Consider the following 24,520-nt stretch of genomic DNA (forward strand, 5'->3'; position numbering starts at 1 on the left):
AGGGGTAGAAAAGGCGACAGGCGCCATCCAGAAAATGGATGGCGCCTGTCGCCTTTATCAGAAATAGTTCTTTATAACGAGACGGACAAATAGTAAAATATTATTAAATAACTAGAATTAGGTGGAATTAGGGTATGCATGGAATAATCATTGGGAAGGCAAAGGAGTTGCTCGTCCGCTCCTTTAGATCGTCTTTTATTCGGTATATGGCAGGGAAAGATTGGGTCAAAGAAAACTATCGGTTTGAAGAGTTTTTTCTGCAATGGAAGGAAGAAAGCTTGAAGAATGACAAATGGCATAAGTTGATTGCAGAAGAACTTAAGACACAGGCCACTTTTTTTGCAGAAGTTATCGGCGCCTATGAAGAGACGGTATCGGGCATCTTTACAGAACAGCCTACAAAAAGGCAGGAAAGGACAATAAGCAGTTTGTCTGAAAAATTAAGGCAGGAGCCCACGTCATGCTTTTGCATGGAGCACGCTTCTTACATGATCGCCAAATTGAAAAAGAAGCTGTTTGAATTGGAAAAAACGAAGCCTGCTGACAAAAAAGACTTGGAATATGCTTCAAAGCTATATCGCTATGTCTATAATCAAGGGTTGCCGAAGAGGAATTATCGAAACGAAGATATTCAATTCATAACAGATGAGCTGAAGAAAATCATTTTCCGCACAATCGACGTCCATTTCAACGACCCGTTCAAAAACTACGAAACCGTTCATTAGGTTTAAAAAAGGTGCCAGGCACCATCCAGAAAATGGATGGTGCCTGGCACCTTTATATTGTCATCCCAACGAAAGCAGATCCCGCAAATCGTGGTCGGAGAGTTCGGTGATCCATTGGTCGCTTTGGATGATTTCGTCGTTGAGCGCCTGCTTTTTCTCGAGCATGGCGTCGATTTTTTCTTCAAGTGTACCAGTGGTGATCAGCTTGTGCACATGGACAAAGCGTTTCTGGCCGATCCGGTACGCACGGTCGGTCGCCTGGTTCTCGACGGCTGGATTCCACCAGCGGTCGTAGTGGATGACGTGGTTCGCTGCGGTCAGGTTCAACCCGGTCCCGCCGGCCTTCAGCGACAACAGGAAGATCGGAAATTCGCCGTCCTGGAAACGCTGGACATAGTCGTCGCGCTGTGCTTTCGGCATGCTTCCATTCAAGAATGGGATCTTCACCTTCAGGCGCTTCTCCAATATCCCGCGGATCATTTCGCCCATCGCCAAATATTGTGTGAAGATCAGGCAAGCTTCCCCGGCGTCGCGGAGGGCATCGACGAGATCGACCAATTTATCGAGCTTCTCGGATCGCTCGAGCACCATCCGGGGATCCTCTTCCTTCAAATAAAGGGAAGGATGGTTGCAAAGCTGCTTCAACCGATTGAGCATCTGCAAGATCAAGCCCTTGCGCTCAAAGCCGTTCAGCTTCTCGAGCTGAGCGAACGTATCCTGCACAAGCTGCTGATAAAGCGAAGCCTGCTCAGCGGTCAACGGCACATATTCCTTCTGCTCCAATTTATCCGGCAGATTCAATTCCACATCAGGATCCTTTTTCGTCCTGCGCAGCAGGAACGGACGGATCATCCCTTGGAGCTGCTTGATTTTCCCTTTTGCTTCATCCTTTTCAATCGGCAGGATAAAGCGCTTCTGGAACTGGCCGAATGTCCCTAAATATCCGTGGTTGGTAAAATCAAAGATCGACCAAAGCTCGCTCAAACGGTTTTCCATCGGCGTCCCGGTGAGCGCGATATGGTGCCGGCCGTGCAGCTTCCGGATCGCGCCAGACTGCTTCGTCTGCGAATTCTTGATGTTCTGCGCTTCATCAAGCGAAATCGATGACCATTCGACCTCGGATAATTCCTCGAAATCCAAATGAGAGATGCCGTAGCTCGTCAAAACGACATCCATCCCATCAATCGCCCCGGCAAAAGCTTCGCCTTTCGCACGATTTCCTCCGTAATGGAGCATGACCTTCAAGGTCGGAGCAAAGCGTTCGATTTCTTTTTGCCAGTTTCCGAGCACCGACGTAGGCGCTATGATCAGCGCTGGTGCTTCCGGCCTTTCGTGCTCCTTCACATGCAGCAGGTACGTGATCAGCTGCACCGTTTTTCCAAGTCCCATATCGTCGGCCAAAATCGACCCGAATCCGAATTCGCGCAAGAACAGCATCCAGCTCATCCCTTGCTGCTGATATGGCCTCAATGTCCCTTCAAAATAAGGGGAGACCATGACAGACGGAATCTCGGAAAAATCGCTGAGCTGGGTCATCATTTTCCGCATCGAACGGTTCAACTCGATCTGGACCTGTGCAAACGCACGCGGATCGAACTCTTCGTCCTCAGCACCATCCAGTTCACCCATCTCCTGCTGAAAAAGATCTTGAACGCGCAATCCTTCCTGTTTTGCCCGCTTCATCAAATCCTGGATACGCTTGATCATATCGGGATCGAGCTTCATCCACTCACCGTTGATCTTCACAAGCCGGCGCTGCTGTGCGACCATGTCGTGAAAATCATCCTCTGTCAGCTCGGCGCCGTTCATCGACAACCGCCAATCAAAATCCAGCATTGCATTCAGCCCGACAAATGATGGACGGTAGCTCGTATTCGTCGAGCGGATTTTCGCCTTCAAGGTCAGCTTCTCATCCTGCATCGCCTGCCACCATGCAGGGAGGAGGATTTCCACCCCAACCTGCAGCAGCTTTTCGCTTGCATCCGTCAAGAAATCCCATGCTTCCATCTCGTTCAGCTCACGGCGGATCATGCCATCCTCACCAAGCCATGGAATCAAACGGATCCAGCGTTCTTCTTCATCTTCGACTTCTGCCAAATATAGACGCCAGCTTTTCGGAAACGGACCTTCTTCCTCTACACCGATCAAAATCGTCGGATCCTTCACGTCGCGCAGCACCGTTTCGAGCGTCCACGGCTCCTCGTCGACTTCAGGCTCAGTCAGGCGCAGCCCGATTGTGAATGGAATGGTTCTTTCCGCGAATCCACTCCATTCGCTGAAGCGCTCTTCATCAAAATACGCGGCAAGCTCCGCATTCGTCAGCGGCCCATTTTGCAGCCGCTCAAGCTTCTCTTTCAAATCCGCCCCCTCGACGCTGTTGCCGATATAATGGGAAACAGCATGGTGAAAGAAGTCTTCGATCATGTCGGAAGCGGTCATCCCATCGACATGCTGCTCCCAGAAATCCGCGCCGAACTCATCCATCACCATCTGGGGCACTCGCCAGCGAATGGCCTTTTCGACATCTTCCATAAAGCTTGGCTGCCATTTTCCTTCGACAACCGCTTCATACATGATAGGGGCAGCAGCCAATAGCACCTCGGCTTTTTCATCCCATTCCCAAGTGAACAGCGAATTAAATCCTTCTTTTCCTAAAAGGGAAAGGAGGCACCAGCTGTCGATGCGCAGCCCAGGCACATGCTGCTCGGTCCCCATTTCCAATGTCGTCCCGTAATAGGACTCCTCATGCCACATGAATAATTGCCTGCGCCAATTGGCTGGGTCCTGCACGAGGCCGTTTTCATCCAGCAGCGAAAGATGATGGTACCCATTATCCAATTTTTCAAGGTTCACCGAAAGTGTACGAGTCTTAAGCATTAATCAATTTACCCTTTCTGCACTCCTCGTGAAAGGCACGAAGACGTTTCGTTTTGTCCAGCAGCGAATCCATGAAGTACTCCCATTGCTCCATCTTTTTCTCTTTCCGGTACAAAGCACGCAGCTTTTTCAGGTGCTTCACGGCTTTTTTATAAGACTGGCGGTTCCGTTCCTCCAGCGCGCGGTCGATCGTCTCGTGGTACATCGGCATCAACAGCCGCGGCGCCTCGGTCGAAATCACCTTAATATCGCTTTTATCCAGGTCCTCAATGGAATTGCCGATATACTGCTCAAGTTCCATCCATTTTTTAAAATCCTTTTTGATGAGCAAAAATTCACTGTAATAGCGATAGCTATATGGCAGCAGCTGCAAATACAGCTTCTCCAAAAATCCGGAATCTTCTTTTTCCAAAAAACCTTCATCTATTGTATCCAAGAAGAACCTTGTGAAAGAAATCCGGTTATAGTCCGTTTCAAACCCGCCAAAGAAAGCGGGGATCAAGTCGATGCTGAATTGAAGCAATTGTTTATAGCGGCGCGCCTGCCCCAATCCGCCGAGCCATTTCAGCCAGAAGGGGACATACGGCATCGATTCTGCCCCGATTTCCTTCAGCAATGCCATAGCCTGATCATCTTCGCGCGACAATATATAATGATGGGAAAGCGCGACTTTTTCCTCAAAAGTCGTCAGATTCAGCTCGTCAAGCCGCTCCAGTTCTTGTTTTCGCCAGGAAGCCTTCTTGAACAGAGATGTCCACATCACCCGGTAAAGTTCAAGCGTCTCAAAAGGGAAGACCGCTTGATCGTCAATGAGCGTCGCCGTGTCGTCCTTCAAAAATTCGATATACTCATCAAACGCAAACGGCATCGTCGTCACCGTCAGCCTGTAGACGGCGTCCTCCGCCTCGTCGAGCATATATTGGAAGAAGGAAAGAAGGTGGGAAAGGTCCGAACGATCCTCGACCTCCAAACCAAGTGCGATCTCATTCAATTTTTTAAATGAAAAATAAGAAGTGAACAGCTGATACAGCGGTTTCCATTCCCGTTCCACCGGCTCTTTCCGCATCAAATTCCGGTAGGTGTTCTGGGCATGGAGCTCGATCAAATAAAGGTTGCGGGTATCCAAGGACTTGAACGCTTCCTCGTAATGAGAGATCCATTTTTGATAACCGGTCAGCTGCGTCTGCTTCAGTAAATCCGATCCACGCTTCAGCCCTTTGATCATTTCGAGGGCCTGGGCCGATTTCCAGCGGTCCATCCATTGGGACACGCTATGAAATTGCGCAAACACAGCAAAAAAGACCGCCATCTGATGCCGGCACATTCCTTCTTGTGGGCAAGAGCACGTGTTCAAAACAGGAAATGTCAAATCAAGCGTGACCTCGACGGGGGTAACGTCCTGTACCCGGCCGTCGATGCGGCTGTCCGAAGGCTTGATCTGATACACAAGCTGCTGGCGGTATAAGTTCAGCCCTTTTTTGACAGTCTTTTGCATCTCATCCTTGGATGAATCAAGGAAATCCAATAGCTGTTCACTGTAGTGCTCCACCTGGTGTTTGATCTCTTCAAGCTCGACAGGCATAGCGAAACCTCCTAAATAAACAATCCGTACAGGTAAAAAACCATATTCTTTTATTATATCGCAAATCGGTGTTTTTTAGGACCGTGGAGAAAAAAATGTGAGGATTTGGATTAGCGGGGAGTTTAAATAGTAAAGGAGATACTGTTTAAAAAGGACCGCAGCCTGAATACACTTCGATTTCCGTGGGAGCCCTGTGAGCCTCCTCGGCTTCGGGGTCTCATCTTGCCCGCTGATCCACCCAGAGTCTCGCACCTTCCGCTCCAATTAAAAACATATGAACCAAAATCATTGAAGAAATAGAATTTTAACAGGCAACCCTGCGTGGAAACCAGGTCTTCCATCATGCAGGTTTTTTGTCCACGTTTATGACAGGTGAAGCATTTCCGAAAATTGTCGAGAGGTCATGCCTCATTTCGAGTACTTTTTCAAAGAAAATTTCATAGAGTAGATTTAGGGGGCGGATCTATCTATGAAAAAGATAAAAAAGATATTAGCAGCAGCATTATTATTCGTCATTGCAGGCACATTGTTGTGGTCGAAAGCAAGTGCATTGGAGCCGGTCAAAATGATCGCGGTAGGTGTGAATGATAGGATGGCAGCATTCCCGGATGCAAAGCCATACATAAAAGGTTCCACTGCGTACGTGCCCATCAGGTTTTTGGGAGAAGCATTTGGAGGCAATGTTACATATGATGCCAAAACGAATTCGGTTATCTATCAAAATAAAGAACAGAAAATGATTTTTGATATAAGGGGACAAAAAATCATCTATGGCCAAAAAATCATTTCGTGCAAGATTTTCGATCAAAATGGAAGAACGTATGCGGAACTGAGGCTAATGGGAGAAACTCTAGGTTACAAAGTTGATTATTTGTCGAAGCATCGTGTTGTACGACTCTACAATAGCGAGCCTCACCTCAGCCATCCAGGTTTCATATCCCAATGGGGAAGCCGTATTCATGATTACATATATTCAAAAGGGCCGGTGGTGGTGCCACCGAGCAAACCAGCCAGCCAAAAGACCGTCTATTTAACCTTTGATGACGGTCCGAGTAAATTTACGAGTGAGCTGATTGCGATTTTGAATCACAATGATATACATGCAACGTTTTTTCAAATCGGCCAAAATGTAAAGGAATATCCTTCTGCAGCCAAAAAAGTCGCCGATAACGGCAACTATATCGGGATCCATACGTATACCCATGATGCATCCAAACTTTATCATGGAACGGCTGGGTTTATGAATGAAGTCTCCATGACCCAAAAGCTGATCAAACAAACGACAGGGGTGGCGACATCGTTAGTCCGGGCGCCGTATGGCAGCAAGCCATACCTGACCCAGGCTTATCGGGATCAATTGGCGGCAGGTCATTATAAATTATGGGATTGGGACATCGATACGCGGGACTGGGAAGTAAGGGACAGAAGTGACCTTGTCCTAAATAATGTAAAATCAGGCGTGGTCAGCATCCAGCACAGGAGCACGAAAGAACCTATGGTCATCCTGATGCACGAAAAATCCGTCACCGTTTCGATCCTGCAAAAAGTCATCGACTATTTGAAAACACAGGGCTACACCTTCGAAAAATACGACCCGGCCCACCACATCGTCAAAAACTTCTGGAACGACAAACGCCTTTGACAAGCCCACCCCTTTTGGTGACAGGCACTTCGGTGCCTGTCACCAAAAGTACATAGCCTAATCCATCGGAACGAAGAAGTCCCGGCCGTTATAGACATTGACGCCGTTTAGTTTTTTTATTTTGCCGTTTTTGATCATGATGTTTTTGTTTTCGGGGTATTCGATTTTCAACTTTCTTTTCTTGGCCATGAATACCGGATTCTCTTCGTCCGAGCGCTCGATTTTTATCATGAATCCTTTCCTCCGATAATACTCGGCTGCATTGACAAAGCGTTTTTTCGTTGTCATTGCTAAGTCGATCTGCAAATATTTGGCCATATACTTCGAAATGTCGATGTTATTGACGAGTCCCGTTGGCTTCCCTGGGCCGTAAGAATAAAGGAAGACGTCCTCGCCGGTGTGGCCATGGGTCGTGAATCCGAGGTGCGCACGTGCGGCAAGGAGCTTCACCATTTCGCCTTCTACATCAACTGAACTTTCCACTTTCTTCATTTCCCCATTGGTTAGATCGTCCAACCCATATTCCTTCAATACCCCTTCAAGGTTGCTGCGGTCCTTCTTCAGCTGGGAGACGGCGCCGCTGACTGTAAGCTTTGCCTTTTTCAATGGGTTGATCACTTTGTCAATCGGCGTGTATGCATACGTTTTGTTGGTCGTTTTGGCCCCGATCGTCAGGCCGCTGTTCCCATGGTCGGTCACGGCGACGACCATCGTTTGCTTGTCTTGCTTGGCAAACTTCATCGCTTCGCCGACTGCGTGATCAAAGGACAGCACTTCACTGATCATCCCGACCGGGTCGTTTTTATGCGCAGCCCAGTCGATTTTGCTTCCTTCAATAAAGAGGAAGAATCCTTTGTTCTTTTGTGACAGGACATCGATGGCTTTCTTCGTCATATCAGAGAGGGATGGCTGGTCCGGTGCAAGCTTTTTCCGATCGAAGTCATAGGCGATATCGCCGTAAGCGAAGCTTCCCCACATTTTATCCCCCGGCATCCGCTCCATGTCCCATTTATTCTCCACATACGTGTATCCGTGCTTTTTGATGACATCGATCAGGTTTTCGTGATCCTGGCGTGCCTCCTTCACACCAAAAGGAACTTTTTTGAGCTTGTCATCCTTTAAAATCGAAGCCGGGGCGAGCGATTGCTTACCGCCGCCGAGCACGACGTCCATCCCTTGATACACCTGCTGCTCGCCGATGTCGTCGAAGTCATTCCGCTTCACGGCATGGGCAGAGAATGCGGCGGGTGTCGCATGTTGGATAGGGGAGGTGGACACGATCCCCGTCGCCAGTCCTTTCTCCTGCGCGGCTTCCAATAAATTCGCCACAGGTTTGAATGTCCTTGGTGCTTTTTCACCGCTTGGCGGAAGGGCAGGATTTACCTCATTCGGCACCATTCCGATCGCATCCGTCACGGTTTTCTGGCCAGTCGCAAGCGCCGTACCGGCAGCCGCAGAGTCCGTGATGGATGATTCCAGCGAATACGTTTTCACCCCGCCGTTGATCAAATGGTCCATATTGAGCGACCTCCCGTTATACCAGCGGGCAAGCGTCACCACATCCGAATTCGTCCCGTCCATGACAAGGAAAATCACATTGCGGGGAACCGCCTTCGCCCCCTTGACCCCGACATCCGTCTTATGCGCCGTCAACGAAAAAATCAATATCACACACACCACACTGCTCAAAATCCATCTCATTGCCAAAATCCCCTTCAAAATAAGTTACCCTCAGTTTTTGAAGAAAAAGGGAAAATATGTAGGGTGACAGGCACCATCCAAAAATTGGATGGTGCCTGTCACCCTAAAGGTGTATATTGATTGTGAGAGGAGTGGATGGATTTGAAGCTTGGGTTGGAGAATTTTTTGGAGCATCATGTCAATGAGTATAAGGGGAAGCGGATCGGGCTGGTGACGAACATGACAGGAGTGGATCATCGGTTGACGCCCACAATTGATTTGTTTCATCAGCACCCTGACATTCGATTGACCGCTCTGTTTGGCCCGGAGCATGGTCTGCGCGGAGATGCGAAAGAGGGAGCGAAGGTCGGGAATGAAGTCGATCCGAAAACGGGCCTCCCTGTCTACAGCTTGTACAGCGAAACACGCATCCCCTCAAAGGAAATGCTCGAAGATGTCGATGTGGTATTTTTTGACCTGCAGGATATCGGCGCCCGCTACTACACATTCATTTACACGATGGCCAACGTGATGGAGGCATGCGGGACATGCGGCAAGGAATTTGTCGTCCTCGACCGTCCGAATCCCATCAACGGAGTACAAGTCGAAGGGAATCTGGTGGAATCCGGTTTTACTTCCTTTGTCGGTCAATATCCATTGCCGAATCGGCATGGCCTTACGATCGGGGAGCTTGCCCATTGGTTCAAGCATGAAGGCCATATTTCATGTGATCTAAGGGTCATCGAAATGACGGGCTGGAAGCGGGAGCAATATTTTGACCAAACCGATCTGTTCTGGGTGCAGCCGACGCCGAATACGACGACGATGGACATGATGCTTCTGTATCCAGGCACATGTTTAATCGAAGGGACAACGCTATCGGAGGGAAGAGGGACGACGAAGCCGTTTGAATACATCGGGGCGCCTTGTATCGATGGGTATGATCTGGCAAAAAGGATCAATCAAACGAACATCCCATCGATCATTGCCAGACCGGTTTCTTTCGTACCAACTTACCAAAAGCATATGAACGAAAGATGTGAAGGCGTGCAGCTTCATATCACGGACCGCCGCCGATTGAAATCTTTTTCAACGGGTCTTAAAGTCATCGAAACCATCGCAGAACTCTATCCGAAAGAGTTTGCATTCCGTGAGAAAAACGAGGAAGGCTTGGATTTCTTTAACCTGCTTGCCGGTACGGACCGGCTGAAAGACATGATCACCAACGGTAAAGTGGATGATTTTTTGGAAGAATGTGAAGAACTGTCTGCCGCCTTCAACAAAGAAGCAATAAAATATCATTGTTATTAAAAAGGGCAAAAGTTATGCCTATTTTGAAACAAAAGTTTAAAATTTTCAAAATATATTGACATAAAATTTCAACTTCTTGTATGATTAGTTATAAATAATTATCGGAAAATTCTATCAAAAAGATAAAAGGAATGAAATGATGATCAACGGTGGATTATCCCTGATCAGGGAATCAATTTCAACATTAAACAAACCAGAACAGCGGGCAGCCCAATATATTTTGGAGCAGCCACAGGAAATCGTGCGCCTTTCCATCCAGGAATTGGCGAAGCGAAGCGATTCAAGCTCGTCTGCCATCATCCGGCTTTGCAAAAACCTTGGCATGGATGGCTTCCGTGAATTGAAGCTCAGGGTGACAGGGGATCTGCAGCAGTCCGGAAACGGTGGGGAGGAATTCAAGGAAATCCAGCCGAACGATGATATCCCGACGCTGATTGAAACGATCACCAACAACAATATGTACTCCTTGAAGGAAACGATGAAGGTGCTCGATTCCTTGAAGGTCGAAAAAGCAGTGGAGGCGCTGTACAACGCGAAGAGAATCGACTTTTACGCAGCGGGTGCATCCCAATTGGCGGCATTGGATGGACAGCATAAATTCATGCGGATCAACAAGCACTGCACGGCCTATGCCGATACGCATCTGCAGCTGACGTCCGCTGTGACATTGGGGCAGCAGGATGTGGCGATCGGGATTTCCTACTCCGGTGAGACCGTCCATGTCATTGACGCGATAAAAGAAGCGAAAAGCAACGGGGCCATCACCATCGGCATCACGAAATGCGGGGCCAACGGGCTTTCCAAAGAAGTCGACATCCATCTCGAGACGATTTCATCCGAATCGGACATGCGAAGCGCCGCGACTTCCTCCAGGATCGTTCAGCTCAATGTGGTCGACATTTTATTCATCGGGGTTGCCGGCAAAAACTTCGACGATTCGATCGCTTATTTACGAAAATCAAGGCAATCGCTGCAGCAAACATATCGAAAAAAGTGAGGTGAGACCATGAAGCTCATTCCGGAGCGGGTGGAAAAATTAAACGCTTTTATCCAGCAACAGATTGACGAAAAGCAGATTCCCGGAGCGGCCGTGGCCATTTTGACAAAAGATCAAGTTTTAATGGAAAACTATTATGGACTGGCCCATGTGGATCAAAAGCTTCCAGTTCAGCGGGACACGATCTTTGACCTTGCATCACTGACGAAGGTGTGCGCCACACTTCCTGCGATTCTATCATTAATCGAATCTGGGAATCTCGATATACATGACCGGCTATCGCGATATCTTCCGGAGTTTGCCGATCAGCCAATCACGATCAAACATTTATTGACCCACACGAGCGGACTGCCCGCCTCGCTGAACTTTTATCGAAAAAACTACACGATTGAGGAAGCCGTCAGTGATATCGCGGAGCTGCACAAATCGATTGGCCCGGATGAAAAGGTGATTTACAGCGACTTGAACTTCATCCTGCTCGGGCATCTCGTCAAGGTGATCACATCGATGAAACTCGATGCCTTCACGCAAAAATATGTGTTTGATCCATTGGAAATGAAGGATACATATTTCAATCCGCCGGACCACCTTCAAAACCGGATTGCTGCCACCGAGTATCGCGATCATCTGCAGGATTATCAATGGGGCACCGTCCATGACGAGAATGCCAAAGCGTTCGGCGGCGTCAGCGGACATGCCGGCTTGTTCTCGACACTCGGCGATTTAGCCAACTATGCCAGCTGCCTGTTGAACAATGGCACCTTCAAAGGGAAGGAGATCTTTTCTTCGGCCACACTTCAGGCAAGCTACCGCAATTATACGAAAGGGCTGGAGCTGAACCGCGGGCTTGGCTGGCAGCTCGTGGATGAAGATGTATCTCCGGTCGGCGCCATTTTCCCGCAGGACAGCGTCGGCCACACCGGGTTCACGGGGACGTCCCTCTGGTTCAATCCTGAGCGGGAATTTGCCGTCATCCTGCTGACGAATCGCGTCCACTTTGGCCGTCAGACCGATATCATCCGATTTCGAAAGATCGTCCATTCATTAGCGGCGATGTCCATAGCTTATTGATCAAAGCCACTTGAAAGGGGTGATGGTTCAAGGGGGAAGGGCTTCACAAAGTTCCAAGATGACAAGATTCAAAACAAGGGGGAAATAGGATGAAGAAATGGCTCACACTTATGCTTGCAGCAATTCTGGTCATGGCATCGATTGCCGGCTGCTCCAGCAAATCTTCGGGGGAAAAAGACGGCAAAACGGTTACGGTATGGAGCTGGCGTAAACAGGACAAAGACTTATGGGCAAAGGTACAGGAAAACTTGAAGAAAGATGGAAAAGATATCACGATCAAATTCCGCGGCGTCACACCTACTCAATACGACGCAACGCTGCAGACAGCCATGAACGGCGGGAAAGGACCTGACATCCTGACACTTCGCGCAGGAAGCGGCATCACGAAGTATTCCGATGCGAAGCAAATCGTCGCACTCGATGAAATCGACGGCTTGAAGGATTTTTCAAAAGGGATCATCTCCCAGGTTCAATCCAATGGCAAAACCTATGCAGTACCGTTCGCGGTGCAAACCTCACAATTTTTCTACAACAAAGACATCTTCGACAAATACAATCTATCAGAACCAAAAACATGGGATGAACTCGTAAGCGATTTTAAAACGTTGAAAGAAAATGGCGTTACACCGATGGCGGTTTCCGGACGTGAAGGCTGGGCGCTTAATTTGATCGTCGATGCCGTCGGAGCAACTTCTTTAGGCGACGACTGGGTCAAGGATTTGATCGCAGGTAAGAACAAGTTCAACGATCCTAAATTCGTCGACGTCCTCAAGCGGATCAATGATTTGAAGCCGTACTTCCAGGACGGATATTCCGCTTCAAGCTATGAAGATATGAAAACGTTATTCACGCAAGGGCAAGTCGCTGTCATTTTGGATGGAATCTGGTCGGCTGGTGAATATACGAAGCAAAATCCTGATTTGAAATTCGGCAGCTTCATGGCGCCGCCGGTGAATGCAGGGGATGAACCGCATATCTATGCCTTCCTCGATGGCGGATACGGCTTGAATGCGAAAGCCAACAACAAGGATAAAGCCATGGAAGTATTAAAATATGCAGCAACAAAAGATTTCGGCCAGCTTTACACGAACACATTCGGTGAAATCTCTGCCTATCCGGGCGTGAAAGCGGAGAATGCTTCAGAAGCGTTGACGCAGGCAATGGACCGATTCGAGAACAACTCGATCAACCAGCTTTTCCGAATCCGTTCACCATTTGACACAGGAGATCCAGGAATCGCGACGATCCTTTCAGCAGGCATGCAGTCCATGCTCGCGGGCAAACAAACGCCGCAGCAGCTGGGCGACAAAGTGCAGAAGGATCTATCCAAGTGGTATAAGCCATTTAAATAATCGCTCTTTTCGTAATTGTTGCTATTCATCAAAGGTTGTGTAAGGTTGATTTTCGCTGCAGGATGCTCGCTTTCCGAGGGGCCTCACACGAAGTGAGGTCGTTCGATGTTGGCACACGACGTGCCGAACTTAATCGAACATCCGCCTGATATCTCCTCGCTTCGCTGCGGGGTCTCACTTGGCCCGCTGTTCCCTCCGGAGTCTCGCACCTTCCGCTACAATCAACAACATATGATGAGTTATTTTAAAGAAAAACTGTTAAAAACAACAATCTTTGAGAAAAGAGCCTAAATAATTTCAGTTAAAATCAATAACTAACCTTGCAATCTTAACGAGGCTGGTCCATCGGGATCATCCTCGTTCTCTTCTATATATTCACCGAAAGGAGGAAAGGAAATGGCAAATCCGGTTGAAGTGAATACGAGCCGACAGGTGAAGACGAAGCCGAAAGCAAAGCGGTCGTTTGGCGCCTTTATCAAAAACTATGCGTTTTTGCTCATGCTGCTGCCGGCCCTCGTCCTTTACGGGCTGTTTATCATTTATCCCTTCGTAAGCAGCATCATCATGAGCTTTTTCCAATGGAGCGGGATCGGCCCGATGAATGATTTCGTCGGCTTTGACAACTACGTGAAATGGCTGACGGAGGAACCGTTCTCGACGATGTTCTACCGCGCGCTCGGGCACAACATCATTGTCTTTATCATCAATATCATCATCAGCATCTTTTTCGGGATGTTCATTGCCTATTTACTTTCTCAAAAAATCAGAGGGGCAGGCATTTATAAAACATTGTTCTTCATGCCGCACACCCTATCATTGGCGGTTGTCGCGTTCCTATGGGGCCTCATGCTGAATCCGCAGTGGGGCGTCATCAACAAATTATTGAAAGCAGTCGGCTTGAACGATTTGGCCCTGCCATGGCTTGGCGGAGAGCATACTGCGCTGCCGGTGATCATCTTGATCGGTCTTTGGCACAGCCTTGGATTCCCGATTCTCGTTTTCCTGGCTGCGATGATCAGCATTCCACGTTCCTTGATCGAAGCTGCGATCGTTGACGGGGCTTCATCGTTTAAAATTTTCACCAAAATTGTCTTCCCATTATTGATGCCGCCATTATTGACGATTGCCGTGCTGACGTTCATCGGCAGCTTCGGGACATTTGAACTCATCTTCCTTCTTGAAGGGGCAGAGGCTGGCCCGTTTTATTCGACGGACGTATTGGGGACGTTGTTCTACCGGACGGCATTCGGCGGGATGGGCAGCACCGGGACCGGAATGGGGCTGGGCGCTTCATTGGCGACGATGATGTTCGTCATGGTCGTTCCTGTATCACTGCTGGCCGTGTATCTTCAACGAAAATACGATGTGAAATATTAGGGGTGGTTAGATGAATAGCTTATCTAAGAAAATCAAATTCAATTGGATCGTCGTCCACCTCTTATTGATCGCGTATTCATTGACGGTGGTCTATCCAGCGATCCTGGTCATATTCAACTCATTCAAATCGACGAGTGAAATCTTTGCGTCACCATACGGCCTGCCAAAATCATTTTCTTTCACCAACTATATCAATGCCTGGAATGAAGCCAATTTTGGTGTTTATTTTAAAAACAGCATTTTCGTCACGGCGATATCCGTATTTCTGGTCCTGTTGATCGCTTCGTTGGCAGCGTATGTATTGGCCCGCTTCAAATTCAAAGGGAGCTTCGTCATTTACTTCCTATTCCTATTGGGCTTGATGCTGCCGATCAGGCTGGCGATCATTCCGCTTTATATTTTGATCCGCGACCTTGGACTGCTCGATACGTATACCGGGCTGATTCTGGTGTATGTCGCAAGCGGGCTTTCCTTCTCCATTTTCATTTTGTACACCTTTTTCAAAAGCATCCCGGATGAAATGGTGGAGGCGGCTCGGATCGAAGGGGCGAATTCCTTCCAGATCTATTATAAAATCATGCTTCCGTTAGTCCGGCCAGCATTGTCGACGGTAGCCATTTTCAATTTCATGTCCTATTGGAACGACTTTTTCTTCCCGTACATCTTGATCAAGGATGAAAGTCTATACACCGTCCCGGTCGGGATATCGAATTTCTTCGGCGAGTATACAACGGACTGGAGCTTGTTGTTTGCGGCACTTGCGCTATCCATCATACCGGTCGTGATCGTCTTCTTCGTGATGTCGAAGCAATTCATTGAAGGCTTGACGGCAGGAGCGATGAAATAAAATTTCAGGGAGAGAGAGCATATGTTATGGAAGTGTTGAATCGATTAGCGACAGAAAGAAGAGATAACGAAACCAAATATATCGATCGGCAAACAACCGAAAATATACTTTACTCCATCAATAAGCACGATGAAACGGTGGCAGCGAAGGTGAAGGAAGAGATCCCAAAAATTTCGATGGTGGTCGATGCCATCGTCGGCGCCTTCCAAAAAGGGGGCAGGCTCCTATATGTCGGGGCTGGGACGAGCGGCCGACTCGGGATCCTGGATGCTTCGGAGTGTCCGCCGACGTTCGGGACCGGACCCGATATGGTCCAGGGCCTGATCGCCGGCGGGCCACCCGCCATTTTGACGGCAGTCGAAGGGGCAGAGGATAACGAGGAGCTTGGAAGAAAGGACATTGCGGCAAAAGAAGTAGACAGCCGTGACATCATCGTCGGGATCGCGGCGAGCGGCAGGACGCCTTATGTGATCGGGGCGCTGAAGGAAGCAGGGGAACGAGGGGCTAAAACCGTTTCCTTTTCCTGCAACCGGAATGCAGCGATGAACGAATACAGCGACCACCAAATCAATGTCGAGGTCGGGCCAGAGGTCATCATGGGTTCGACGCGCATGAAGGCCGGGACCGCGCAAAAGCTCGTCCTTAACATGCTCACGACCGCCTCGATGATCAAAATGGGCAAAGTATACGAAAATCTCATGGTCGATGTCCAGCCCACCAACCAGAAGCTGGTCGACCGCGCCAAACGCATCATCCAATTGGCATCAGGATGCACCCCGGACGAAGCCAAAGAACTATTCGATCGGGCAGGAGGCAACCTGAAAGCCGCCATCATCATGCACAAAACGAAATGCAGCAAACCAACAGCAGAATCCCTCCTCCGCGAAGCAAACGGCTTTGTCTACCACGCGCTTGAAGGAATCTAAAAGGTTTTTAAAAGGTGACAGGCACCATCCATTTTCTGGATGGTGCCTGTCACCTTTTTTCTTCATTCGTGGTGGTTGACTCTTGGCGGGTTGGGTTCTCGTTCTTTGTAGATTTGGATGAATTCGATGAGGCCGTCGACGGCTGCGTCCATTAGTTTTTCGCCTTTTTCTTTGGTGGAGGAGGTAGGGTCGCCGAGTGTGCCGGTTTCGGAGATGGAGCTCCAATAAGGGACCATGACGACCGGTCTGCCTTCCCCGGTGCCGACGAGGTCAAGCCAAAAGTATTTGGACATTTGATATTTATCGATGTCGCGGACGGCTTTATCCATTTGCACCAAGTCCTCATGGATGGCCAAGTACATGGATGTTTCGAGCTCGCAGGCATGGTTGATGCCGCCGGGGTTCTCCGACTCGCGGATTTCAGCCGACAGCTTGACGACAGGCTCGAGATCCCAGTGTGAGATCGAAGCGCACTGCACATCAGGATAGTCCAGGATGGTCTGCCGTGCCGCGACCTTCAGCAAGGAAACGTTGCTGCCGTGCCCATTGAACAGGAGAATCTTTTTGAACCCTTGATGGGCGAGGCTGTTGCATACATCCACGACATATCTGATGAACGTGTCGCTGCTGATGGAAATCACCCCTGGAAAGTCCATTTGATGGGGGGCATACCCATGATTGATGGCGGGAACGACCACCATTTCATAGGGGATTTTCCTGCCTGCGCGTTCACAGATTTCATTGGCTAATACTAGATCTGTATCTACGGGAAGGTGATGCCCGTGTTCTTCGATCATCGCGACAGGAACGACGGCAACCCGTTCTTCCTTCACGACCTGCTTGATTTCCGGCCAAGTCATTTCACCAAATCGATATTTATCCGTCTTCATTTTAAAACAACCTTCCCTTAAGAAATTTCCTCTTGGATTGGATTATGCGTGTGCAAAAGAATGAGCAAATTCATCTTTGATCTTTTTCTGAAGCTTCGGGTCCTGCAAAACGTGCCATGTCGTCAAGGCCATCGCTTCGCCAGCGAGCAGCATCGTTTCATAGGCTTTATCGGAATTGCATAAATCAGCAAATTCCTTTGTATGGCCCGGAACCAATTGATCGGTAAGCGATAAGACAGGATGGATCGAAGGGACGACCCTGCTGACATTCCCCATGTCGATCGAGCCCATGCCTTCTTTATGCTTGGCAAGGTTGACGAAGTCCAGGTCGTCCAGAGATTGTTTGAACAACTCGACCAATGCCTGATTGCTGACCATCGCGTCATACGGATGACCGACTTGCTGGATTTCGAGCTCTGTCCCGCTCGAGATCGCGGCACCCTTCGCACAATCGATGACTCGATCGACGACTTCCTGGAGATACACATTATCCTCTGAACGGATACAAAATTCCGCCACGGCCCGGTGGGGGACGACATTGGTCACCTTTCCGCCTTCTTTGATGATCCCGTGTATCCTCACATCCGGTTTGACATGCTGCCGCAGACAATTGACGGCATGGAAGGTGAGCGAAACCCCGTCCAGTGCGTTCCGTCCGAGCCATGGCTCCGATGCGGCGTGTGCGTTCTGTCCGTGGAAGATAAAATCAAAGCTTTTAAAAGCCAACGACTTTACGTCAATGATCGTGTCGTAGCCAGGGTGGAACATCATCGCCATGTCCACCTTGTCAAAGATGCCTTCATTGATCAAATCGATCTTCCCGCCGATGCCTTCTTCATCATGTGTGCCGATCACGGTGATTTTACAAGGGAGATCGATGTCCACCTTGGAGAGGGCGACACCGGCCGCAACGCTCGCCACCCCGATCAAATTGTGTCCGCACGCATGGCCGACATCCGGAAGGGCATCGTACTCTGCGCAAAAAGCAGCGTGAAAGCCACCTTCACCACGTTGATAAGAGGCAACGAATGCCGTCTCGAATTCACCCACACCGCGCTGTACGTCAAATCCTTGTTCCTCTAAATAATCACACAGCAGCTTGGACGCGAAATATTCGCTGCCTCCCAGTTCGGGGTTCTGCTGGATGCTTTTGCTTAAACGGATCAAATTCTCCTTTTCCTCTGCAATCGCAAATCTTAATTGCTCCAATATCTTCATTCAACTAACCTCCTCTTTCAGTTCCTCGACAAAGTGGCAGGCCACATGGTGTCCATCGCCGAAGTCGCGGATCGATGGCTCGGATTGCTTGCACTTTTCCTGTGCAAATGGACAGCGCGGATGGAAGCGGCACCCCGAAGGAACATTGGATGGATCGGGTGTCTCGCCTGTCAGAGTGAGGCGCTTTTCCCTTTTCTTCTTCACTTCCAATCGCGGCATCACGTTGATGAGCGCCTTTGTATACGGGTGCAGGCTCGCGTTCATGATCTTGTCATAGCTCCCGACCTCGACGATTTTACCCAAATACATGATGGCAATCCGGTCGGAGATGAGCCAGGCAAGGGAAAGGTCATGGGTGATGAACAAATAAGATATGTCCTTATGATCGCGCAATTGGATCAATACCCGCAGGATGTCGGAGCGGACGGACATATCCAGCATCGAAACCGGCTCGTCGGCGATGATCAATTTTGGATTCAAGATCAAGGCTGCCGCGATGGCAACGCGCTGCCTTTGACCGCCGCTCAGCTCATGGGGATATTTGGCCAAATATTTTTCAGCCGGCTTCAAACCCGACGATTCAAGCGCTGTCTTCACCTTTTCTTCCTTTTCTTGTTCAGAGCGGGCCATCTTGTTGACGACCAAAGGTTCTGCAACAATATCAAAAACGCGGTCTTTCGGATTCAAAGATTGATAGGGATCCTGATAGATCATTTGTGCATCCTGGCGAAATCCCTTTAACACCTTTTTCTCTTTCGTCGGAAGGGAAGTGCCGTTAAACTCGATATCGCCCTCCACGTTATCCAAAAGCTGCAGGATCGCTTTGCCGGTGGTCGTCTTTCCGCTCCCGCTTTCACCGACAAGTGTCAGGATTTCACCTTTATGAATCGTGAAGTCTACGCCATCGACCGCTTTGACATAGCTTTTTTCCTTGCTGAACAGCTCCTTGAACCAGCTTTGATGGAGATCATATTTCACTTTCAGATTTTTGACGGTCAATAGCTCGTTCATGCTAACTCTTCCTTTCTATGACAGGCTGCAAAATGACCTGCTCCCACCATTTCCAGCTTCGGAATCGCAGATCTGCACCTTTCTTCAGCGAATGCACAGCGATCGTGGAAATAACAGCCGGAGGGAGGTTCTGATAAATCAGGCGGGGTGCCGGGGATCGATTCAGGCAGCACTCTTTTGCCTTTCATATTGGGAAAAGAGCTGATCAATTTTTTCGTATAAGGATGGGTGCCATTCTCGATGATCTGCTGAACGCTGCCGATTTCGACAATCTTCCCACCATACATGACGGCCGCTTTGTCGCACGTGTCGCTCATCACCGAGAGATCATGGGTGATCAAAATCATCGCCATCTTCAGCTCCTTGCGCAAACGTTCCAGCAAATCGAGAATCTGTGCCTGAACCATGACATCCAGTGCGGTCGTCGGTTCATCCCCGATCAAGATTTTCGGGTCGCATGCCAGCGACATCGCAATCATGGCACGCTGCTTCATCCCGCCGCTGAATTCGTGAGGGTATTGGTCAATCCGCTTTGGATCGATTTCGACCAGTTCAAATAATTCCTTTGTCCTTTTCCGTGCGGCGGCATAGGACTTCCCGTGGTGATACATGATCGATTCGATGACTTGATCGCCAACTTTCATGACGGGATTCAAGGCATTCATCGCCCCTTGAAAGGCGATGGCGATATCGTTCCATCGATGGCGCCGCATTTGATTTTCGCTTAATGACAGAAGATCTTTCCCGTCCATCCGGACCGAACCGCCGATGACCCGGCCGTTGTCGGGCAGAAGTCTTGTGATCGATAAGGCCGTCGTGGTTTTGCCGCACCCCGATTCACCGACCAGCCCGATCGCTTCGCCTTCTTCAAGCTCGAAGCTGACCCCGTCGACGGCTGTTACGACGCCTTTTTTTGTCTGGAATTGTGTGGTTAGATCTTGCACTTCTAATAGACTCATCGTTTATCTCCTCTGTAGTTTTGGGTTGAATATTTCATCAAAGGCGTAGCCGATAAAAGTGAACCCGAGAACGGTCAGCACGACGCAAAGCCCAGGCGGGATCAAGTACCAATAGGCACCGAGGCTTGCTGCACCCGATTCGAATGCGTAGTGGAGCATCATGCCCCAGCTCGGCGTCGTCGTATCCCCCATTCCTAAAAAGCTCAATGTCGTCTCCGATAAAATCGCAATCGCTGATACAAGCACCGTATTGGCAAAAATCAGCGGGAACACATTCGGCAGGATATGCTTCCGCATGATATACCCTGGGCTCGATCCGATCGCTTTCGCCCGTTCGACGAATTGCCGTTCACGCAATGTCAACGTTTGTGAACGGACAATGCGGGCAGTCCCAGGCCAGCTCGTCAAGCCGATGACGAGGATGATGTTCCACAAACTCGCGCCTAAAATGGCTGTCAGTACCAATGCGAGCGGGAGCCATGGGATGACGAGAAAAATATCCGTCAATCTCATCAATACGGAATCCGCCCGTCCCCCGTAATAGCCCGATGCAATCCCGACGAGCGTCCCGATGATCATGGAGAGAAGGGTGGAGAGCACGCCGACGAGAATCGAAATCCTCGCACCGGAAATGACTGCTCCCAGCACGTCCCTCCCCATATCATCCGTTCCGAGCCAAAAGGAATGGGCAGGGGGGCTGAAAATGGGGCCGACCCCGTAATTCTTCGGATCGTATGGGTATAATAAGGGGCCGAAAATGGCCATCAGGACAAAGAATCCCAACAAACAAAGCCCTGCCAATCCCATTTTATTTGTGATAAACGTCTTGAATAATCGACTGGTTTGTTTGATAAAATTTGTTTTTTTATAATCCATCATCATTCTCCTACGTACTGCTTTTTATCCGTGGATCTAAGAAACCATAAATGATATCAGCGATGAAATTGGCCAGAACGACACAGATGCTGACGATCAAAAAGATTCCTTGAAGCAATGGGTAGTCGCGGTTGTTCAACGCTTCGTACATGAGCCTGCCGAGTCCCGGCCAGGAAAAGACCGTTTCGATTTGAATCGCGCCGGCAATCATGAATCCGATATTGATGGCGATGATCGTCACCATCGGAAGCATCGCATTCGGCACCGCATGTTTCCTTGTCACAAGCTTTTCAGAAAATCCCTTCGCACGGGCCGTCGTGATATAGTCTTCGGTAAACACATCAAGCAATGAATTCCGCATGATCAACACGAATTGCCCGACCAGCACCAAGCTGAGCGTCAATGCCGGCAAGAAGAGGTGCTTGGCGACATCCAGCATATGGCCGAACGAGCTCGAAAACACTTTGCCCGGCGTCGCCATCCCGCTTGTCGGGAATAGATTCAAGGAGACGCTTAAAAAGATGATCAGGACGATCCCGAGCCAAAATGTCGGCATCGAATAAGTGAAAAGGGAGAGTGTCAGCGAAATGACATCGATTTTCTGTCCCCGGCGGGAAGCGGCCACGATTCCGATGTAAATCCCGACGACGATCGCGAGGATCGTTGCCACGCCGACCAATAGAATCGTAGGGAAGAGCTTTTCCCCGATCACCTGGATGACGGGCTGCTTGAACATGAAGGACATCCCGAGGTCGCCGTGAAAGAGCTGCTTGAAGTAAAGGTACAGCTGCACATACATCGGCTGGTCGATCCCGAACAGCTTTTTGATTTTCTCGATCGCCTGTTCCGAGGCGTTCGGGTTCCTCATGATGGTTGAGAGGGGATTCCCCGGCATGACCCTGAATAAAAAGAAGTTGAATATGATCACGACAAAGATCGTAAACAAGGACTGAATGAACTTCTTGAGCATATAAAGTTTTTGCATGATCTTGTTATCACCCTTTGTTTGTGGACTCTATTTCCTTGCTGGTCGATGGGGCAGGGGACCGCTCTTGATCCCCTTGCCGCCATGAACCAAATTTTTAATAGAGTATTTTTTGAAGGCGTATTTTGCATAAATAAAAATAGAGTGCAGGTTGATTTCCGCAGAAGGATGCTCGCTTTCCGGGGGGCCTCACACGATGTGAGGTCGTTCGATGTTGGCACATGGACGTGCCGAACTTTATCGAACATCCACCTATTATCTCCTCGGCTTCGCTGCGGGGTCTCAACTGTCCCGCTGATCCCCCTGGAGTCTCGCACCTTCTGCTCCAATCAACCTATTGTAAGCTGGTGATTCCCTCTAGAGATCTCACCGAGCCCCTAATTCTTTCAGTGATTACATATCATCATCAATCGTCGTACCTTTTCTCCGTCTTGCGAATAAGAAGACAATGAGTCCGATGACGATGACGCCTACAATGATGGATACGACTGCGGTTGTTGAGCTGCTGCTGTCTTTGCTTGTGCTTGAGGAAGATGAGCTTGCTTTCGTGTCTTCCTTGGCAGCGGCGCTTTCGGTTTTTGGTTTGACGTTTAAATAGTTGCTGTTATTGAAGGAATAGAAATAGGTGCCCCTTACTTTTGTCCATCCGTCCCATTTGTCGGTGCGGACGGCTTGAAGGGCGTTGTCATATGTCAAGATGATATAAGGTGCTTCGTCATAAAGGATCTCCTGCATGCGATCGACGACTTCCTGCCGCTTTTGGCGGTCGAGAATGGTCGCCTGCTGTTCGAGCAGTTTGTCGTATTCGCTGTTGGAATAATAGGAATCACTTAAATTACCGATTTGCGAAGTAGACATAACCCGCAAAATTGTGGTCGGATCTGCATCCGTTCCCCAGCCCCAGATGAACATATCGAAATTGGCATTGTCGTAGATCTTATCCGAGAGCAAGCCGTCATCGACTGTGTCGATATCGATGGCGATGCCGACATTCTTCAGCATGCTTTGGATCATTTGCCCTGCGCGGACTTCTTCCGCTGTATCAGCCCTTAAATATAAACGGAACTTCAGTTTCTTCCCGTCGGAGCTTTCGCGGATCCCGTCATTGTCGGTATCTTTGTAGCCGGCATCATCGAGCATTTTTTTCGCTCTATCGGCATCGAATTCTCTCAATTCGTCCTTGGTCGGCTTGTAATGCCAGAAGTCCAGGCTTGGAGGGATCAGCGTGGTGCCCGGAGTCCCTTGCCCGGAGTACGCGACATCGATGATTTTCTTTTTATCCAGCGCGTAGCTGATGGCTTGGCGGATGCTTTTGTCTTTTAAAAGTGGATTTCCTTTCGACTTTGGATCCCCCCAAGTATTGATGGCAAGCTCCGTGAATCCATGTGTGGATGCTGTGGCAACGTCGATGGAATCATCCGCTGAAAGGGGCTTCACTTGATTGGCATTGATGTTGATCGATGCATCGATTTCGCCTTTTTTCAGTGATTGAACCATCGTGTCATTGTTGGCATAAAGAACGAAAACGAGTTCGTCGATGTGAGGTTTTTGATAAAAATAATCTTCATTTTTTGATAGCTTGATATATTCGCCTTTCTTGAACTCTTCAAATTTGAAAGGACCGGTCCCGATCGGCTTGTCATTCGGCCATTTTTCCAAATCCTTCATCGATACATCTTTCCAAATGTGTTCCGGCAGGATCGGGGTCGTCATTTGCAGCATGTTCGCCTTTGGATCCTTCGTCTTGATGACGACCGTATAATCATCAGGCGTTTCAATGGACGTGATGCCATCCAAATAGCCGGCATATAGACCCAATCCGCTCTTCTGGATCGTTTCGTAGGTGAACTTGACATCCTTGGAAGTGAATGGGACGCCGTCATGCCATTTCACATCTTTTTGCAGATGGAAGGTCCACGTCAGGTGATCGTCGCTGACGTCCCAGCTTTTCGCGAGTCTTCCTTCCGGCTCGACCTTGTCGTTGAAGGCAACCAATGGGTCATAAATCAGCTTGAAAATTTCCGTGGACGAAATGCTGTAGGCGATGAACGGGCTGATGCTGTCCGGCTCTGCCGTCCAACCGACCTTCAAGGTGACGGGATCTGCGGCTTTCGTCGTCATGCTCGCGAATGAGCTGAAAGTTGAAAAAAGTAGTAAACACATAATCATAATGGCAATCTTATTTTTCATCCTC

Annotated in this window: 20 protein-coding genes; 10 read left to right on the top strand and 10 right to left on the bottom strand. The window is 49.1% G+C overall.

Annotated elements, in window-relative coordinates:
- The first annotated feature begins 134 nt into the window (after positions 1 to 134).
- Positions 135 to 725, top strand: a complete 591-nt coding sequence (locus D9X91_RS12310) for a hypothetical protein (protein ID WP_121680935.1) — start codon at positions 135 to 137, stop codon at positions 723 to 725.
- 60 nt (positions 726 to 785) lie between these two features.
- On the opposite strand, the gene D9X91_RS12315 is transcribed toward D9X91_RS12310, so the two are convergent.
- Both D9X91_RS12315 and D9X91_RS12320 read right to left on the bottom strand, forming a co-directional pair.
- The gene (locus D9X91_RS12315; protein ID WP_121680936.1) at positions 786 to 3,602 is read right to left on the bottom strand and encodes a DEAD/DEAH box helicase; all 2,817 of its coding nucleotides are present in this window, start codon (positions 3,600 to 3,602) and stop codon (positions 786 to 788) included.
- Positions 3,595 to 5,184 (bottom strand): SWIM zinc finger family protein, encoded by a 1,590-nt coding sequence (locus D9X91_RS12320; RefSeq protein ID WP_121680937.1) that lies wholly within the window; start codon positions 5,182 to 5,184, stop codon positions 3,595 to 3,597. Before D9X91_RS12320 ends, D9X91_RS12315 begins: the two co-directional genes overlap by 8 nt.
- A 469-nt stretch (positions 5,185 to 5,653) precedes the next feature.
- Here D9X91_RS12320 and D9X91_RS12325 point away from each other — a divergent pair, with 469 nt between their 5' ends.
- Entirely contained in the window at positions 5,654 to 6,826 is a 1,173-nt protein-coding gene (locus tag D9X91_RS12325) for a polysaccharide deacetylase family protein (protein ID WP_121680938.1), read from the top strand.
- 57 nt (positions 6,827 to 6,883) lie between these two features.
- Here D9X91_RS12325 and D9X91_RS12330 read toward each other — a convergent pair whose 3' ends face one another.
- A complete protein-coding gene (locus D9X91_RS12330) occupies positions 6,884 to 8,527 on the bottom strand; it encodes an alkaline phosphatase (RefSeq protein ID WP_121680939.1) in 1,644 nt (547 codons plus the stop codon).
- A gap of 135 nt (positions 8,528 to 8,662) precedes the next feature.
- Between D9X91_RS12330 and D9X91_RS12335 the strand changes: the two genes are divergently transcribed.
- The 8 genes from D9X91_RS12335 (at position 8,663) to murQ (ending at position 16,387) form a co-directional block, all read left to right on the top strand.
- Positions 8,663 to 9,817, top strand: a complete 1,155-nt coding sequence (locus D9X91_RS12335) for an exo-beta-N-acetylmuramidase NamZ family protein (RefSeq protein WP_407644190.1) — start codon at positions 8,663 to 8,665, stop codon at positions 9,815 to 9,817.
- A gap of 136 nt (positions 9,818 to 9,953) precedes the next feature.
- Positions 9,954 to 10,814, top strand: coding sequence for a MurR/RpiR family transcriptional regulator (locus tag D9X91_RS12340; protein WP_233569784.1), 861 nt, complete (start codon positions 9,954 to 9,956; stop codon positions 10,812 to 10,814).
- 9 nt (positions 10,815 to 10,823) lie between these two features.
- Positions 10,824 to 11,885, top strand: a complete 1,062-nt coding sequence (locus D9X91_RS12345; protein WP_121680942.1) for a serine hydrolase domain-containing protein — start codon at positions 10,824 to 10,826, stop codon at positions 11,883 to 11,885.
- An 89-nt stretch (positions 11,886 to 11,974) separates the two neighbouring features.
- Positions 11,975 to 13,237, top strand: a complete 1,263-nt coding sequence (locus D9X91_RS12350) for an ABC transporter substrate-binding protein (RefSeq protein WP_121680943.1) — start codon at positions 11,975 to 11,977, stop codon at positions 13,235 to 13,237.
- 105 nt (positions 13,238 to 13,342) lie between these two features.
- The gene (locus D9X91_RS22365) at positions 13,343 to 13,528 is read left to right on the top strand and encodes a hypothetical protein (RefSeq protein ID WP_148709074.1); all 186 of its coding nucleotides are present in this window, start codon (positions 13,343 to 13,345) and stop codon (positions 13,526 to 13,528) included.
- 105 nt (positions 13,529 to 13,633) lie between these two features.
- Positions 13,634 to 14,614: a carbohydrate ABC transporter permease gene (locus D9X91_RS12355; RefSeq protein ID WP_121680944.1), complete on the top strand. Its 981-nt coding sequence runs from the start codon at positions 13,634 to 13,636 to the stop codon at positions 14,612 to 14,614.
- 10 nt (positions 14,615 to 14,624) lie between these two features.
- The gene (locus D9X91_RS12360; protein WP_121680945.1) at positions 14,625 to 15,461 is read left to right on the top strand and encodes a carbohydrate ABC transporter permease; all 837 of its coding nucleotides are present in this window, start codon (positions 14,625 to 14,627) and stop codon (positions 15,459 to 15,461) included.
- 26 nt (positions 15,462 to 15,487) lie between these two features.
- Entirely contained in the window at positions 15,488 to 16,387 is a 900-nt protein-coding gene (gene murQ / locus D9X91_RS12365) for an N-acetylmuramic acid 6-phosphate etherase (protein ID WP_121680946.1), read from the top strand.
- A 62-nt stretch (positions 16,388 to 16,449) separates the two neighbouring features.
- Here the strand turns inward: murQ and D9X91_RS12370 are convergent, their stop codons facing one another.
- The 7 genes from D9X91_RS12370 to D9X91_RS12400 all read right to left on the bottom strand — a co-directional run bounded on the left by D9X91_RS12370 (position 16,450) and on the right by D9X91_RS12400 (position 24,516).
- A complete protein-coding gene (locus tag D9X91_RS12370) occupies positions 16,450 to 17,277 on the bottom strand; it encodes a creatininase family protein (protein WP_121680947.1) in 828 nt (275 codons plus the stop codon).
- Positions 17,278 to 17,319: 42 nt separating this feature from the next.
- Positions 17,320 to 18,495 (bottom strand): M20 family metallopeptidase, encoded by a 1,176-nt coding sequence (locus D9X91_RS12375; protein WP_121680948.1) that lies wholly within the window; start codon positions 18,493 to 18,495, stop codon positions 17,320 to 17,322.
- Positions 18,496 to 19,506, bottom strand: coding sequence for an ABC transporter ATP-binding protein (locus D9X91_RS12380; protein ID WP_121680949.1), 1,011 nt, complete (start codon positions 19,504 to 19,506; stop codon positions 18,496 to 18,498).
- Positions 19,503 to 20,465 carry an ABC transporter ATP-binding protein gene (locus D9X91_RS12385; RefSeq protein WP_121680950.1) on the bottom strand — a complete coding sequence of 321 codons (963 nt, stop codon included), beginning with the start codon at positions 20,463 to 20,465 and terminating at the stop codon, positions 19,503 to 19,505. The genes D9X91_RS12380 and D9X91_RS12385 overlap by 4 nt, the downstream gene beginning before the upstream one ends.
- Before the next feature lie 3 nt (positions 20,466 to 20,468).
- Positions 20,469 to 21,341, bottom strand: a complete 873-nt coding sequence (locus D9X91_RS12390; RefSeq protein ID WP_121680951.1) for an ABC transporter permease — start codon at positions 21,339 to 21,341, stop codon at positions 20,469 to 20,471.
- A 10-nt stretch (positions 21,342 to 21,351) separates the two neighbouring features.
- Positions 21,352 to 22,326, bottom strand: coding sequence for an ABC transporter permease (locus tag D9X91_RS12395; RefSeq protein ID WP_121680952.1), 975 nt, complete (start codon positions 22,324 to 22,326; stop codon positions 21,352 to 21,354).
- A gap of 393 nt (positions 22,327 to 22,719) precedes the next feature.
- The gene (locus D9X91_RS12400) at positions 22,720 to 24,516 is read right to left on the bottom strand and encodes an ABC transporter substrate-binding protein (RefSeq protein ID WP_158598303.1); all 1,797 of its coding nucleotides are present in this window, start codon (positions 24,514 to 24,516) and stop codon (positions 22,720 to 22,722) included.
- Between the last annotated feature and the right edge of the window lie 4 nt (positions 24,517 to 24,520).

This window comes from Falsibacillus albus (assembly GCF_003668575.1).
Lineage (GTDB): Bacteria > Bacillota > Bacilli > Bacillales > DSM-25281 > Falsibacillus > Falsibacillus albus.